The 16,093-nt window shown below is 58.7% G+C and carries 8 protein-coding genes; 2 read left to right on the top strand and 6 right to left on the bottom strand.

The window, feature by feature from the left end:
- Positions 1-3: 3 nt before the first annotated feature.
- Genes mdtC through IBT54_RS14420 form a run of 3 tightly spaced genes read right to left on the bottom strand, consistent with a single transcriptional unit; the run spans position 4 to position 7,435 of the window.
- Positions 4-3,078 (bottom strand): multidrug efflux RND transporter permease subunit MdtC, encoded by a 3,075-nt coding sequence (mdtC, locus tag IBT54_RS14410; RefSeq protein ID WP_201252346.1) that lies wholly within the window; start codon positions 3,076-3,078, stop codon positions 4-6.
- Positions 3,075-6,197, bottom strand: coding sequence for an MdtB/MuxB family multidrug efflux RND transporter permease subunit (locus tag IBT54_RS14415; protein WP_013358479.1), 3,123 nt, complete (start codon positions 6,195-6,197; stop codon positions 3,075-3,077). The genes mdtC and IBT54_RS14415 overlap by 4 nt, the downstream gene beginning before the upstream one ends.
- The gene (locus IBT54_RS14420) at positions 6,197-7,435 is read right to left on the bottom strand and encodes an MdtA/MuxA family multidrug efflux RND transporter periplasmic adaptor subunit (protein ID WP_095706901.1); all 1,239 of its coding nucleotides are present in this window, start codon (positions 7,433-7,435) and stop codon (positions 6,197-6,199) included. Before IBT54_RS14420 ends, IBT54_RS14415 begins: the two co-directional genes overlap by 1 nt.
- A gap of 239 nt (positions 7,436-7,674) precedes the next feature.
- Here IBT54_RS14420 and IBT54_RS14425 point away from each other — a divergent pair, with 239 nt between their 5' ends.
- Together IBT54_RS14425 and IBT54_RS14430 are read left to right on the top strand one after the other, a co-directional pair.
- Positions 7,675-8,634 (top strand): aldo/keto reductase, encoded by a 960-nt coding sequence (locus IBT54_RS14425; RefSeq protein WP_201252347.1) that lies wholly within the window; start codon positions 7,675-7,677, stop codon positions 8,632-8,634.
- A gap of 208 nt (positions 8,635-8,842) precedes the next feature.
- On the top strand, positions 8,843-10,186 hold the full coding sequence (locus tag IBT54_RS14430) for a carbohydrate porin (RefSeq protein WP_201252348.1): 1,344 nt from the start codon (positions 8,843-8,845) through the stop codon (positions 10,184-10,186).
- A 226-nt stretch (positions 10,187-10,412) separates the two neighbouring features.
- Here IBT54_RS14430 and yegD read toward each other — a convergent pair whose 3' ends face one another.
- The 3 genes from yegD to IBT54_RS14445 all read right to left on the bottom strand — a co-directional run bounded on the left by yegD (position 10,413) and on the right by IBT54_RS14445 (position 15,954).
- Positions 10,413-11,765 carry a molecular chaperone gene (gene yegD / locus IBT54_RS14435; protein WP_201252349.1) on the bottom strand — a complete coding sequence of 451 codons (1,353 nt, stop codon included), beginning with the start codon at positions 11,763-11,765 and terminating at the stop codon, positions 10,413-10,415.
- A gap of 75 nt (positions 11,766-11,840) precedes the next feature.
- Entirely contained in the window at positions 11,841-15,176 is a 3,336-nt protein-coding gene (locus IBT54_RS14440) for a diguanylate cyclase (RefSeq protein WP_201252350.1), read from the bottom strand.
- A 163-nt stretch (positions 15,177-15,339) separates the two neighbouring features.
- Positions 15,340-15,954 (bottom strand): phosphatase PAP2 family protein, encoded by a 615-nt coding sequence (locus IBT54_RS14445; RefSeq protein WP_013358472.1) that lies wholly within the window; start codon positions 15,952-15,954, stop codon positions 15,340-15,342.
- Positions 15,955-16,093 lie beyond the last annotated feature (139 nt).

Genomic DNA, 16,093 nt, shown 5'->3' on the forward strand with positions numbered 1-16,093 from the left:
CCATTACGGCTGCTGTGCGGCGGCCAGCGGGCGTTTTCTGCGCCGCAGCTTATCCATCATTAAATAGACAACCGGCGTGGTGTAGAGCGTCAGCAACTGACTCATCACCAGGCCGCCCGCTATGGTAATCCCCAGCGGCTGGCGCAGTTCAGCACCGTCGCCGCTGCTCAGCACCAGCGGCAGCGCGCCAAACAGCGCTGCCAGCGTGGTCATCATAATCGGCCGGAAGCGCAACAGGCAGGCCTGGAATATCGCCTCCCGCGCGTTGAGCTGGCCGTTGCGTTCGGCCTCCAGTGCAAAGTCGACCATCATGATGGCGTTCTTTTTCACGATACCGATCAGCAGCAGAATCCCGATTAGCGCGATCAGGCTGAAGGGCGTATCAAACAGTTCCAGCGCCAGCAGCGCCCCCACACCCGCCGAGGGCAGGGTTGAGAGAATGGTCAGCGGATGCACATAGCTCTCATAGAGGATGCCCAGCACGATATAGACCGCCGCTATCGCCGCCAGCATCAGCCAGAGCTGGCTGCTCTGCGACTGCTGAAACACCTGCGCGGTTCCGGCAAAGCTGCCACGCACGCTGGATGGTACGCCGATCGCCGTCATGGTGCGTTCAATCGCCTCCGACGCCTGTGACAGCGACACACCCTCTGGCAGGTTAAAGGAGATGGTCGATGCCGCCGACAGCCCTTCGTGGTTCACCGACAGCGGCGCATTCGCTGGCTGCCAGTGGGCGAACCACGACAGCGGTATCGCTTTGCCTTCGCTGTTAATTACGAACATCTGCGACAGGGCGCTGATATCCTGGGTGTAGCGTGGATCGACCTCCATCACCACTTTGTACTGGTTAAGCGGCTGATAGATGGTAGAGATCTGACGCTGACCAAAGGCGTTATTCAGCAGGGCATTAGCCTGAGAGACGTCGATACCGAGCCGCGCCATGCTTTCGCGGTCATAGGTCAGCGCCATCTCGCTGCCTTTATCCTGCTGATCGGAGTTCACGTCCGCCAGCTGCGGCAGGGCAGAAAATGCCTCACGGATTTTCGGCTCCCACGTTCGCAGGGCGGCGAGATCGTCTGACAGCAGTGAATACTGATAACCAGCATTCGACTCCCGGCCACCGACCCGCAGATCCTGCACCGCATTCAGGTAGAGGCTGGCACCCGGCTCTTTTGCCAGCTTTGTGCGCAACCGCGCGATGATCTCCACGGCACTCTCTTTGCGCTCTGACAGCGGTTTCAGGGAGATAAACATTGAGCCGCTGTTGGTACGCATGCCACCGGTAAAGCCCACTACGCTGTCAACAGCGGGATCGGCGCCGACAATCTCCATAAAATCCTGCAGCTTACTGCGCATTGCCTGAAACGAAATGCTCTGGTCAGCAGAGATAAAGCCGGAGAGCCGCCCGGTATCCTGTTCCGGCATAAAAGTTTTCGGAATATGAACAAACAGCCAGCCGGTCAGGAAGATGGTGGCGAAAAACAGCAGCATGACCCAGCGAGCATGGTTCAGCACCACGTTAAGCGAACGACCATACCCCTGCTGTATCGCCATCAGCAGCCGACCCGCGCCGCGCCGGCGGGGCTGGCTGCGTGGCCCGTGCGGCTTCAGCAGATACGCGCACATCATTGGTGTCAGGGTGATGGAGATAAACAGCGAGATAACAATCGACACCGACAGCGTAATGGCAAACTCAGAGAAGAAACGGCCAATCAGCCCGCCGATCATCAGCAGCGGCAGGAACACGGCAACCAGCGACAGGCTCATCGACAGCACGGTAAAGCCGACTTCCCGTACCCCTTTCAGCGCGGCGGCCAGCGGTTTCATGCCCGCTTCGACATGCCGGGCAATGTTCTCCAGCACCACGATCGCATCATCCACCACAAAGCCGGTGGCGATGGTCAGCGCCATCAGCGAGAGGTTATTCAGGCTGAAGCCGCACAGGTACATCGCGGCAAAGGTGCCGATCAGCGAAACCGGCACGGCGACGGCGGGGATCAGCGTGGCACGACCGGAGCGCAGGAACACAAACACCACCAGAATCACCAGCGCCACGGCGATTAACAGAGACTGCTCCACTTCATGCAGCGAGGCGCGAATGGTAGGCGAGCGATCCTGAGCAATCTGCAGATCGATGGCGGCGGGGATCACCTCATGCAGCAGTGGCATTTCGGCGCGGATGCGGTCCACCGTATCAATGACGTTGGCTTCAGGCGTTTTGCGGATCAGCAGCAGCACCGCCGGTTTACCGCGCGACATCCCGGCGTTACGCACGTCCTGCACTGAATCCTCGACGGTCGCCACATCTGACAGCTTCACCGCTGCGCCATTATTGTAGTGCACCACCAGCGGCTGATACTCACGGGCAGTCTGCAGCGCATCATTGGTACGCAACTGCCAGCGCTGCTGCGCGTCGTCCAGTGCGCCTTGCGGCCGACGCTGGTTGGCGTTCGAGATCGCGGTGCGCACCGCATCCAGCGACACGCCCTGATTAAACAGCGCCTGCGGATTGAGCGCCACACGCACCGCAGGCAACGAACTGCCGCCCACGGTGACGTCGCCCACGCCCTCGATCTGTGACAGTTTTTGTGCCAACTGGGTCGAGGCGTAATCATAGAGCTGACCGGGATTGTAGGTATCCGAGGTCAGCGTCATGATCATAATCGGCGCATCGGAAGGGTTCACTTTGCGATAAGTGGGACGCGACGGCATGCCGGTGGGCAGCAGGCTTTGCGCCGCGTTGATCGCGGCCTGCACATCGCGCGCCGCGCCGTTAATGTCGCGATCAAAATCGAACACCAGAATGATGCGGGTGCTGCCCAGCGAACTGGTTGAGGTCATTTCACTGACGCCCGCGATGCGTCCCAGCGAGCGCTCCAGCGGCGTGGCCACCGACGACGCCATAATCTCCGGTGAGGCACCTGGCAGCGACGCCGAGATAACGATCACCGGGAAATCGACCTGCGGCAGCGGCGCCACTGGCAGCAGCCGGAAACCCAGCATGCCCGCCAGGGCGATGGCCAGCGTCAGAAGGGTCGTCGCGACGGGCCGGTTGATGAACAGGGCAAAGAACTTCACTCTGCGGCCTCCGTGCGGCCAAAGCGGCGACGGGTGGCGTGCGCCAGCCGATCAAACAGCAGGTAGATCACCGGTGTGGTGAACAGCGTCAGCACCTGACTCAGAATCAGTCCGCCGACCATGGCAATGCCCAGCGGATGACGCAGTTCGGCCCCGACGCCGGTGCTGAGCATCAGTGGCAACGCGCCGAGCAGGGCCGCCAGCGTGGTCATCAGAATCGGGCGGAAGCGCAGCAGGCAGGCCTGATAGATCGCATCATAAGGCTTCATACCCTGTTCACGCTCCGCCGCCAACGCAAAGTCGATCATCATGATAGCGTTCTTTTTCACGATGCCGATGAGCAGGATGATGCCGATAATCGCCACGATATCCAGCTCATTGCCGCTGAGCATGAGCGCCAGCAGCGCGCCGACGCCCGCGGTGGGCAGCGTCGAGAGAATGGTGATCGGGTGAATAAAGCTCTCATAAAGCACGCCCAGCACGATGTACATCGCCACAATGGCCGCCACAATCAGCCAGACCGTGCTGCTGAGCGCCGCCTCAAAGGCCAGCGTGCTGCCCTGGAACTGGGTCATCAGCTCGGCAGGCATGCCAAGCTCCGCTTCCGCCTGGGAAACGGCTTTTACCGCATCTTCCAGCGAATAGCCGTCAGCCACATTGAACGAGAAGGTCGCCGAGGGGAACTGGTCGAGATGGTTAATGCTAAGCGGCGTGTGGCGCTGCTCGATGCGGGCAATCGCACTCAGCGGCACGCTGCCGCCGTCGCTGCTGTTCAGGCGAATCGCATCCAGACTCGCCAGCCCGGGCGTGGCGTTATTATCCTGCTCCAGCACCACACGATACTGATTCGCCTGGGTATAGATGGTGGAGATCAGCCGCTGCCCAAAGGCGTTATACAGCGCGTTATCGACGTCCGCCATGCTGATGCCGAGGCGGCTGGCACTGTCGCGGTCCACGTTGACATAGGCTTCCAGCCCCTGATCCTGCCAGTCACTGCTGACATCGCGCAGCTGTGGCAGGGTGCTGAGCCGGGTCAGCAGGGCCGGAACCCAGGTGCTGAGCGACGACAGTGAACCCGATTGCAGTGTGAACTGATACGGTGTGCGGCTCGCCTGGGTATCAATGGTGAGATCCTGCACCGCCTGCAGCCACAGCTGCACGCCTGGCACCGCACTGACCTGCTGTTGCAGGCGCTGCTGTATAGCAGGAATCCGGTCGTCGCGCTGATCCAGCGGCTTGAGGTTGATCTGCAGCCGCGCGCTGTTCAGCGAAGCATTGGTGCCATCCACGCCGACAAACGAGGTCATGCTCTCAACCGCCGGATCTTTCATAATGATGGAGGCAACATCGCGGGTGCGCTGCGCCATACTGGCGTAGGAGACCGACTGCGGGGCCTGCAGCGTACCCTGAATAATGCTGTTGTCCTGCTGCGGGAAAAAGCCTTTCGGGATCACCATCCACAGCAGCAGCGTCAGGACCAGCGTGCCCAGCGCCACCGACAGCGTCAGCCAGGGGTGATTCAGCACCCGGCTCAGGCCACGACCGTAGGTGGCGACGATACGATCAAACATCGCTTCACTGGCCCGCGAAAAGCGGTTCTGTTTGCGCAGCGACTCTGCGCTCAGCATCCTGGCGCACATCATCGGCGTCAGGGTCAGTGACACCACCGCTGAAATCAGAATCGCTACCGCCAGCGTGACGGCAAATTCCCGGAACAGGCGGCCAATCACGTCGCCCATAAACAGCAGCGGGATCAGCACCGCAATCAGCGAGAAGGTCAGGGAGATGATGGTGAAGCCAATTTCTCCGGCCCCTTTCAGCGCGGCGGTCAGCGGCTTTTCCCCTTTCTCGATATAGCGTGAGATGTTCTCAATCACCACGATGGCATCATCGACCACGAAGCCGGTGGCGATGGTCAGCGCCATCAGCGTCAGGTTATTGATGGAAAAGCCGAGGAAGTACATCGCCGCAAAGGTGCCAATCAGCGAAAGCGGGACCGCCACCGCCGGGATCAGCGTGGCGGGCACGTTGCGCAGAAACAGATAGATGATCATCACGACCAGCGCCATCGCCAGCATCAGCTCAAACTGCGTGTCGTTCACTGAAGCGCGAATATTGGTGGTGCGGTCGGTGAGCAGTTTAACGTCTACCGACTTTGGCAGGGCGGCGGTCAGGGCGGGCAGCATGGCACGGATATTATCCGCCGTGGCGATGATATTGGCGCCAGGCTGACGCTGAACGTTGAGCACAATCGCCGCATCGCGGTTGGCCCAGGCTCCGAGCCAGCTGTTTTCGGCTCCCTGTTCGATGGTCGCGACATCACCCAGACGTACCGGCGCACCATTTTTATAGCTGATGATCAACTGGCGATAATCTTCCGCCGATTTCATCTGGTCATTGGCTGACAGGGTGACGGAGCGGGTCGGGCCATCCAGGCTGCCTTTGGCAGAATTGACGTTGGCATTGCTGATGGCAGTCCGCACCGTTTCGCTGGTCAGACCCAGCGCCGCCAGCGCCTGCGCATTCATCTTCACCCGCACCGCCGGACGCTGGCCACCCGAAAGCGTCACCAGCCCGACGCCGCTGACCTGAGAGATTTTCTGTGCGACACGCGTTTCCACCATGTCCTGCACCTGCGTCAGCGGCATGCTGCGCGTGGTAACGGCCAGCGTCATGATCGGTGGATCGGCAGGATTCACTTTGCTGTAGACCGGCGGATTAGGCAGGTCGTTGGGCAGCAGGTTGGTCGCTGAGTTGATGGCCGCCTGCACCTCCTGCTCGGCCACATCCAGCGGCAGCGTCAGCTGGAACTGCAGCGTTACGACCGAGGCACCGCCGGAGCTTTGCGACGCCATCTGTTTCAGCCCAGACATCTGACCAAACTGGCGCTCAAGCGGGGCGGTGATAGAGGAGGTGACCACATCCGGGCTGGCACCCGGATAGAGCGTGACGACCTGGATGGTCGGATAGTCGACTTCGGGCAGCGCCGAGACTGGCAGGAAGCGGTAGCCCAGTATCCCGGCCAGCAAAATCGCAATCATCAACAGCGTGGTGGCGACCGGGCGCAGAATAAACTGGCGTGACGGCCCGCCACTATGATCGGGAGGCATGACCTGCATTACTCACGCTCTCCTTTTGACGGCAGGGTCGCGCGGGTAGCGCGCGGAGCATTGCTCTGCGGCGCGACCACCTCAACTTTCGCGCCTTCGGTCAGGCGATCCAGCCCGTCTGTCACCACGCGTTCACCCGCCTCCAGACCGGCGCTGATCACGACTTTTTCACTATCCTGCAGGCCGGCCATCACACTTTTCTTGCTGACCTTGTTGTCACTGTTCACCACCCAGACAAAGTGGCCCTCATTGCCCATCTGTAATGCGGCAGGCGGAATGACCACTGCATCCTGCAGGGTGTTGACCTTCAGTCGCACATTGACGAACTGGTTAGGGAACAGCGTGTCGTCCTGATTATCAAAACGCGCTTTGATTTTGATGGTGCCGGTAGTGACATCAATCTGGTTGTCGAGGCTCAGCAGTTTGCCGCTGGCGATCAGATTCTGATTACTGCGATCCCAGGCCTCCACCAGCAACGGCTGGCCGCTTTTCTGCGCCTGCAGAATCGAACTGATGCTGTTTTCTGCCAGGGTAAAAACCACATCAATCGGGTGCGTCTGGGTGATCACCACGATACCGGTGGTGTCGCCGCTGGTGACATAGTTGCCAACATCCACCTGTTTCAGCCCGACCCGGCCAGTAATCGGCGCGGTGATCCGGCTGTAGGTCAGATTAAGCTGTGCACTGGCAACGCCGCCCTCATCTGCTTTCAGGGTGCCGAGCGTTTCACTCACCAGTGAGCGCTGAGTGTCCAGCTCCTGTTGCGACACCAGCGAGGTTTTTGCCAGCTTCTCGAAGCGTGCCAGGTCGCGACGGGCATTCGCCAGCGTCGCCTGATCTTTCGCCAGCTGGCCCTGAGCCTGGGTTAACGCCACCTGATAAGGCCGCGGGTCGACTTCTGCCAGCAGATCGCCTGCGTTAACCTGCTGGCCTTCGGTGAAGTGGATCGCCAGCAGGTCGCCATTGACCCGACTGCGCACCGTGGCCGTGTTAGCAGCGGTCACCGTTCCTAGTCCGCTGAGGAATTGCGGCACGCTCTGGCGGGTGGCGGTTGCCGCCTGAACCGGTGCGAGGGGACGACGCGCGCCATCACCCCCGCCTTTGCCGCCACGTGGCGCTGGCGAATCCGTCTGGCTGCTGCTCTGCGGCTGGGCATTGCGCTGCCAGGCATAGTAGCCGCCAGCGGCCACGGCGATCAGGGCCAGCACGATCAGGGTTTTCTTCATAACAGGATGTCGGGTGCTCATGATTGTTGATGCTCTCCAGCAGTGACGTAGTCCCAGGCGCAGGCATGAAATGGGTAGCCTGCAAACGAAAGATTGTAGTCGCCTCTGACGGGCAGAAGTTGAAGGAAATAAGGATATCTGTCAGGGCGGGGTAATTATGCCTGTTCCTGCATTAATCGCAGCACAATCGTCATAAAGGCGTGAAATGACTTTGCTATGCTAAAAAACAGACCGTTTGTCAGGCAAATCAGGAGCAGATAATGAGTCAGAATCAAACCCGGCAGTTGGGTGACAGTGGTATTACGGTGCCGTTACTGACGTTTGGCGGCAACGTGTTTGGCTGGACAGTGGATCAAACCTCCTCCTTTTCTCTGCTGGATGCGCTGGTGGATCGAGGGCTGTGGTTTATTGATACTGCCGACGTCTATTCCCGCTGGGCACCGGGTAACAAGGGCGGTGAATCGGAAACGATTATTGGTGAGTGGCTGAAAAAAAGCGGCAAGCGCGATCGGATCGTGCTGGCAACTAAAGTCGGTATGGAACTGTCGCCGGAAAAAACCGGGCTGAAGCCGCAATATATCCGTCAGGCGGTCGAAGATTCACTGCGCAGGTTACAGACCGACTACATCGACCTCTATCAGGCGCACCGTGACGATCAGGACACGCCGCTGGCGGACACGCTGAGCACCTTTGACAGTCTGATTCGCGAGGGGAAAGTCCGGGCTATTGGCGCCTCGAACTACAGCGCGGCGCGGCTTGAGGAGGCATTGCAGATCAGTGAAACGGAGGGGCTGGCGCGTTATGAAACCCTGCAACCGGAATACAACCTTTATGACCGACAGCCCTATGAGTCGGAACTGGAGCCGGTGGTCAGGGCGCACGGTTTAGGCGTAATCAACTACTACTCCCTCGCCAGCGGTTTTCTCAGTGGCAAATATCGTGATGCAGCGGATGCCAGTAAAAGCGCACGGGGTCAGGGCGTGGTAGACAAATACCTCAACCCGCGCGGTTTGCGAATCCTTGACGCGCTGGATGCGATTAGCGATGCGCATCAGGTGACACCGACGCAGGTGGCGCTGGCCTGGCAGATTGCCCGGCCCGGTATCACCGCACCGATTGTCAGTGCTACCTCACTTAAACAGCTCGACGATCTGACTGGCGCAACGCAGCTCACGCTGACCCCGGAACAGATTGATCAACTGGACCAGGCCAGCCGCTAATTTCAGGGGCGCTAGCGCCCCTTTTTACTTTATGCCTGTTAAAAAGTGCGCACCCTGCCCGAAGAATAACCAATCAGCGATCCCGATCACAAATGCGTTAATAAACTGATGTTTCAGGAAATTATGCGCACGTATTTACAATAAATGAAGATTAGTCAGCATTATCCTCTGCCCGTCACTTTCCGTAACTTACATAAGAATAAGCAAGATGAAAAACAGACTCGCAGAACAGCGTTTTCCGCTGCGCCGTGTGGCAACCGGCACCCTGATCATGGCCATGTTTTCCGCACAGGCCATCGCCGCTGATGCTTTCAGCCCGGACTCTGAATGGATGTTTGGGGACTGGGGTGGTTACCGAACGCAGTTGCAGGACGACGGCATCAAGTTTGACGTCAACTACACCATGGAGAGTGCCGCTAATCTGGGCGGCGGCGCAAATACCAACACCACCATGCGCTACAGCGATCAGTGGACGTTCGGCACCAATTTCGATTTGCAGAAGCTGCTGGACTGGCAGGATGCCGAGTTTCAGATGACCGTCACCAGCCGTAACGGGCAGAATCTTTCCGATCAGGTCGCCGATCAACGCACCGGTATGCTCTCCTCGGTGCAGGAAGTTTATGGTCGCGGTCAGACCTGGCGTCTGACGCAGTTCTGGTTGCGCAAAGGCCTGTTTAACGATGTGGTCGATATCAAAGCCGGACGGGTAACGGTGGGTGAAGATTTCGACAACTTCGATGGCAATCTGTTCCAGAACCTGGCGCTGGGCAGCGGACAGGCGGGTAACTGGCGTGGCGATCGCTGGTTCAACTGGCCGGTGTCGCAGTGGGGCGGCCGGGTTAAGTTTAATATCACGCCGGATGTCTTCTTCCAGGTCGGTTTCTATAATCAGAACCGCGCTAACTACGATCGCGGCGATGGCTTCCGTCTGGATACCAGCAACTCCGAGGGGAATCTGGTGCCGGTGGAACTGGGCTGGAAACCGACGTTCGGGCCGGAGAAATTACCGGGTAACTATCGCATCGGTTATTACTATTCGTCAGTGGATGGCGATGTCTATGGCAGCTGGCGCAACGGCGGCTATCAGGATCAGGCGCATTCTTACGGCGGCTATCTGTTATTGCAGCAACAGCTGACCGCGCAGGATGGCGATGTGAACCGTGGTCTGGGCGTGCGTGTTCAGACGGTGATGAACGATCATAAGACCTCGAAGACCGATAACTATCAGTCTATCGCCTTTACCTGGACAGGGCCGTTCGATGCCCGTCCGCAGGATGAGATTGGTGTGGGCGCGTCGCGTATCCACGTGAACAGCGACTATACCCGCTCACTGCGTCAGCAGAATCAGGCCAATGGCGAGAGCCGCTTTGACAGCCCGACTTATCTGCCGATTCAGGAAGGTTCAGAGTACAACTATGAGGTTTACTACAACGCCAAAGTGACGAACTGGATGTCACTGCGACCTAACCTGCAGTATGTGGTGGCGCCGGGCGCGGTGAGCGAAGTGAAGGATGCGTTTATCGGCGGTATCAGCGCCAATATTGCCTTCTGATAGCGGGCTAAAAACGGCATCCTTAAAACCATTGCGGGGAGATCGTGCACAGGCTCAGGGAGCATACGCCTTCCGCAAAGACGCAAAAGACGCCATCCCTGGCAGGCTCAGCGCGGGCCATCCGTGGCCCGCGATGCTTTGCTACAGGCGTATGCTCCCATCGCTTTAAGATTCTGAGCTGTCTTTACGGAAAAGCGAGGAGCCTTTTTTACATCGATGCGCCGCATTAGCGGAACATCACTTCCGCCCAGCGGGCCAGGCCTGCGGTGACGGAGGCGAAATCATCGCCGCCCGCAATCGGCGTATCCGGCAGCGTCTGCTGCAGCGCTGCGCGCAGCAGTGGCGAACGCGCACTGCCGCCGGTCAGATAGATCACATCAGGCTTGATCTGGCTGGTGGCCAGCGCGAGCTGCACCTGTTCCTGGATTTTCTCCAGCGGCTGACTGATGGCGTCCTGCAGCTGACCCACCCCAATCTCTGTCTCTAATGCCGCGGCAATGAAGTCGAGGGAGGCGGTATGCGCCGGGCTGGCTGACAGCGCAATTTTGCTCTCTTCTGCCGCGCGCACCAGCCGGTAACTGAGCTTCTGCTGCCACACTTTCAGCAGGCGAGCCACGACGTCACCCTGTTCAGCATCCCGCACCAGATCCCGCAGCCACTTACCGCAGGCCGGACTGTAAAAGTCACTCTGCGCCGGAACATCATTGATGGCGATGGCGTTCCACCACGGCAGGGCAGGCAACGCGGTGCCTTTCAGGGTGTTACCGCCCAGGCCCAGCAATGGCATCAGGGTCTTAAACGTCAGCATAATATCCAGGTCGTTCCCGCCAACGCGGCAACCGCTGTGACCCAGCAGGCTTTCACGGCGGTCCGCCTTATCACGCCATTTTGGTCCCATCAGCAACATCGAGCAGTCGGTCGTACCGCCGCCGATATCCACCACCAGAACCGTCGTTTCCTGCTTCAGCGTCGCTTCGAAATCGAGTCCGGCGGCGACCGGTTCAAACTGAAACTCCACGTCACGGAAACCGGCGCGGTGAGCGGCGCGCAGCAGAATGCCTTCTGCCTGCTGGTTAGACTCTTCGCTGCCTAAGCCCTGAAAGTTGACCGGCCGCCCGATCACTGCCTGATCGATGGCCTGATCAAGCTGGCTTTCACCCTGCTGACGGATGTGCAGCATCATGGCGCAGACCAGATCTTCAAACAGGGCGATCTGCTGCGGCTTCAGGCCGCTGGCACCGAGGAACGATTTGGGGGATTTAACGAACCAGACATCTTCGGGGTCGACCATGTAATGCTGCAGCGCGGTGAGGCCGAACTGCACGCTGTTGGGCTGGACCTCGATATCCTCTTCGCGGTTATAACGCATGGCACGTTGCAGCAGCGCCGTGGTTTCGCTGTCCGGTGTCGCCACCTGATGATGACGATAAAGCCATTCGCTGATCGACTCGCGGGTCGGCGCACAGATCATTGACGGCAGCAGGCGCTGATCATTTTCCAGCGTTAACAGACGTGGCGTGCCATTTTCGCTGACTGCAATAGAGCAGTTAGCCGTGCCGTAATCGAATCCTATGAACATTTTCGCCCCCATGCCGGAAAAAAGGGGGCGACTTTAGCGCAGCTTCAGCAGGGTGGCAAGCAGGCAGCGCGGGAATTAACGGATAGCGAAGATGCGATCTTCAGCCAGAGAACGCAACGGCTGACGCTCGGCCACGGCACTGCCCCAGACGCCATCCACATCAAGGGTCGCCAGCGTGCTGAGTACTGCGGGTACTGAAATCGGACCGGCCAGCACCGAGATATTGCGCTGCGTTGCCTGGCCCTGAATGATGGTCAGCAGCATCTCATCCATCAGATTATTATGAACGTTAGCAACCAGTTCAGGGGCCAGCACCAGATAATCAACCACTTCGTCACTCAGCAGATTGAAGGCATCCAGGTTACGGCCAAAATGCTGCAACACGACACGACAGCCACACTGCCGCAGTTGCATCAGCGCGGCATAGAGCTGATCGCCTTTGCTCAGCACGCTGGCGGCAGGGAAAGCGAAACCACAGCGGCTGTCAGAGAGTCCCTCGGCAACAAAGCGCTGACAGAGTTGCTGCACGAAGACGGCATCGTTCAGTACCTGTGCATTGAGTGGCAGGATCACCGGAATGCCTTTGTTATTCAGCCTCTGCACATCGTGACGGAAAAAAGCATCCAGAATATTATTATCCAGCCGGCGACGCAGCGAATCGTCAGGCAGGTTATTGCGCAGCAGGGTTTCATCCACCAGCAGCCCGTCAGCCGTTAACAGCTGCACCTCAAGCAGCCAGATAAAGGCCGCCTGCGGTGTTTTAGGCGGCGCAACGGCCCAGGCCGGCAGTTCGATCTGCAGCGCATCAATCATTACTGCATCCATGCCCTGATGATTACCCGGCAGCGGTAAACGATGCTGTTCGTAGATGACCAGTCGTCCGCGCCCGCTGCGTTTGGCGTTGTAACAGGCGATATCCGCCTGCGAAAGCACGTCGCCGCTCTGGCAGTTATCCGCTGAAATCTGCGTGACGCCCGCGCTCGCACCCACATGATAAAGGCGGCCCAGCCACTGGAACCGGTAATCATTGACCGCGGCGACGATGCGCTGCACCACGTCATGCGCCTGAGCGACTTCGCAATCGGGCATCAGCAGCGCAAACTCGTCGCCACCCAGCCGGGCCAGGAAATCGCTGCTGCGCAGGTGGTACTGCATTAAATCGGAGAGCTCACGCAGTAACGCATCGCCTGCGGCATGTCCGGCGCTGTCATTCACCGCTTTAAACTTATCCAGGTCGATAAACACCAGCACATGCTGATGCTGATGTTCAGCCGCATCAAACAGCAGACGTTTAAGCTGAAGCTCGAAACTGGCACGGTTCGGCAGGCGGGTCAGGGTGTCATGCAGCGCGCTATAGCTCAGCCGCTTCATCAGTTTGCGCGACTCACTCACATCCTGAATAACCATTACGGCACCCTGTTCCAGGCCCGCCTCGGAGCGCAGCGGTGTGATGCTGTAGTGAATATCGATATGGCCGCCATCGGGCGTATGCAGCACCAGATCGTCCGCCAGACCGGGGGTGATTTTTTCCGCCGGTAGCTGGCATAACAGCAGATTCTCGACTTCGGGTCCGTTACGCCCCTGAGTGATATGCAGTAGTTCACTCAGCGGCTGACCGGCTGCCTGCTCCTGCGACAGGCCACTCATTTTCTCTGCTACCGGGTTCATAAAGGTGACGCGCATCTCTTTATCGGTGCTGATCACCGCTTCGCCGATGGAATCCAGGGTGATCGCCATGCGCTCTTTCTCCTGAAACAGCGCCTCATTAAGATTGCGCAGCGGCGTGATGTCCTGGCAGATGCCCAGCATGCGCTCAATGCGCCCCTCTTTGCTCAGTTGCCGGTTAGCCTGCGTGCGCACCCAGCGCTGTCCCTGGGCATCGACCACGCGGTACTCCATATGAAAAGCGCTGCGCAGCTCAATCGCCTGCTGCACCGTCAGCGCGGCGTACTCGCGATCGGCGGGATGGAGCAGATGGACCCAGAGGTCATAGCTGGGCGACTCATGCGGCGCAAGGCCAAACAGGGCGTACATGCGCTTGTCCCATAACATCTCGCCGGTCAGCAGGTTCCACTCCCATACGCCGATGCCGCCCGCCTCGTTGGCCAGCGTAATACGCTCCATCAGCCGGCGGTTCACCTGCTCACTCTGCTTCAGCTCTGAGATATCGATAATCTGCGCAATAAAGTAGAGCGGGGCATAGCTACTGTCGCGCACCAGCGAGACCGTCAGCCGCGCCCAGACAATTTCGCCATCTTTACGGAAATAGCGCTTCTCAAAAGTGTAGGTATCGATCTCACCCTCCAGCAACCGGGTCGCATGTTCCAGGTCGAGGCTGAGATCGTCGGGATGGGTAATCTGCTGAAAGGTCAGACGCTTCAGCTCTTCTGCCGGATAGCCCAGAATCTGACAGAGAGATCGATTCACCTGCAGCCAGTTGCCCTGTGGCGCGACGAGTGCCATACCGATGGCGGAATACTCCATGGCGTGACGAAAGCGGGTTTCGCTGTCGGTAATGTGAAGTTTTTCGCGCCGGAACGCGTCCATCACCAGCGACATAATGTGACTGGGGATTAACACCAGCAGAAACGGCAGCCAGCTGGAGACCGGGCCGAGGGCGCTGTTGTTATTGACCACGTTGACCAGATCAAAAGCCAGCAGCATCGAGATAAAACTGGCGTTCAGGAAGAACAGGACAAACGCCTGCAGCTTGGGCAGGCGAACCGCGCACCAGAACAGGATCACCACAATAAAGGTAAAGGGCCACGGCAGGAAACGCAGTGCCAGATAACTGGCACCGAGGGTAAGCACCAGCGTCAGCAGGGATTCGGCCAGCCGCAGATCGCTGAACTGCGCGCGCCGCAGCGGCCAGGGCAGCAGCAGCAGCATCGGGCCTAAAACCAGCATCCCGATGATCTCGGAGATGACCCAGGTATAGAAGAAGGGAAACGAGGCATGGCCGCTGACCTGCAGCGTCCAGATCGCCAGCACGCCGCCGAGCAGCGGGGTCATGATGCCGACTGACACCACCATCCTTGCCCAGTCATTCAGCGAATTCAGCGGCGCGCGCCGATCCAGCAGGGCGCGCAGCAGCATACCACCCACGCCGGCCTGAATAAGATTAAGCAGCGCAAATTTAATATTTGAGAGGGCAGGTCCGATGATGATGGCATTCGCCCCCGCGGTGCCCAGCACACAGGCAGTCAGCAGCAGCGGCAGCTGTCTTGACGGGCAGCGGAAAACCACGACGGTCATTAAGGTGGTCGGGAACCAGAGCGGGGAAATCTTCCCACTGACAACGATCAGTTCAAGACAGAACATCGTCAGGACAAACACCACGCAGCCAAGCACCAGGGCCGAGAGCCAGCGGTTTGGCGGGTTATTTTGCGGGGACAGGATCTCTATCGTCATGCGAACTTCCGGCAGGGTGCAGGGCTCCGCAACGGCGAATCAGGCACCAGTCATTCTCTGACTGCATGCTAGCACATTCGGCAAAGAAAAAAGGGGTGAAATCAATATTGCCCGTTATTCGGCGAATTGACGGGCAGGGTAAAATTGATTGCCAGCGTGTTGATTACTGGCGGAAAAGATCGGCGCGGGTATAAGGTTTCTCCAGGCCCGCGAGGCTGGCAGAGAAGCGCTCCAGAAACTGCTGCGTTGTTGCGACGCGACCGTGACTCATCAATACAAACGGCACTAACAGCGCGGCACCTACCTGCGGCCAGCTGAAGCCTTTTAATGAGGTGCGGCGCTGCGAAATCAGAAACGCGGTGCTCAGCGTAAAGCCCAGCAGCAGACCGGTAGCGACCTCACTTTTAGAGTGAGCGTGGATCACCAGACGTGAGAAACCGACCATCAGTGGGATCAGATAACCGACGCCAATCGCCGCGATACGCCATACGGCTTCCCAGCGCCCGGAAATCAGCCATAACATGACCGGCCATAGCGTCGCGGACATGGCGCTATGACCGCTGAAACCGGTGAAATTAAACCGGGCGCTGCCAATACCAAATCCCAGAAACAGAATTTTCGAGAGGCTGACGGCCAGGCCAGCCAGGCCAAAAGCCACAATCCAGTAAAAGACCGTAAGACGATTGTCACTCTTCCACGGCAAAATCAGCGCAATAATCACCGCTGTCGGAATCAACAGCATGCTGTCGCCAAAATAGGTCAAAGTCTTCCAGTGCATACCACTCCTGATGCATCATTCGGTCGAAACGTTTGCAGCGCGCATCGTCAGAACAGCGCGCCGCGCAGGCCATTTTATTTATAGTATGGTGTGACGTTAGTTTATCGGTGAAATGAGTGGCGTCCAAAGGAGAAAGTCT

This window comes from Pantoea sp. S62 (assembly GCF_016658625.1).
Classification (GTDB): Bacteria; Pseudomonadota; Gammaproteobacteria; order Enterobacterales; family Enterobacteriaceae; genus Pantoea; species Pantoea vagans.

Excerpts from the sequence above, each read along its gene's own strand:
- IBT54_RS14415 (WP_013358479.1), bottom strand. The coding sequence starts at position 6,197 with ATGCAGGTCATGCCTCCCGATCATAGTGGCGGGCCGTCACGCCAGTTT.
- IBT54_RS14420 (WP_095706901.1), bottom strand. The coding sequence starts at position 7,435 with ATGAGCACCCGACATCCTGTTATGAAGAAAACCCTGATCGTGCTGGCC.
- IBT54_RS14425 (WP_201252347.1), top strand. The coding sequence starts at position 7,675 with ATGAGTCAGAATCAAACCCGGCAGTTGGGTGACAGTGGTATTACGGTG.
- IBT54_RS14430 (WP_201252348.1), top strand. The coding sequence starts at position 8,843 with ATGAAAAACAGACTCGCAGAACAGCGTTTTCCGCTGCGCCGTGTGGCA.
- yegD (WP_201252349.1), bottom strand. The coding sequence starts at position 11,765 with ATGTTCATAGGATTCGATTACGGCACGGCTAACTGCTCTATTGCAGTC.
- IBT54_RS14440 (WP_201252350.1), bottom strand. The coding sequence starts at position 15,176 with ATGACGATAGAGATCCTGTCCCCGCAAAATAACCCGCCAAACCGCTGG.
- IBT54_RS14445 (WP_013358472.1), bottom strand. The coding sequence starts at position 15,954 with ATGCACTGGAAGACTTTGACCTATTTTGGCGACAGCATGCTGTTGATT.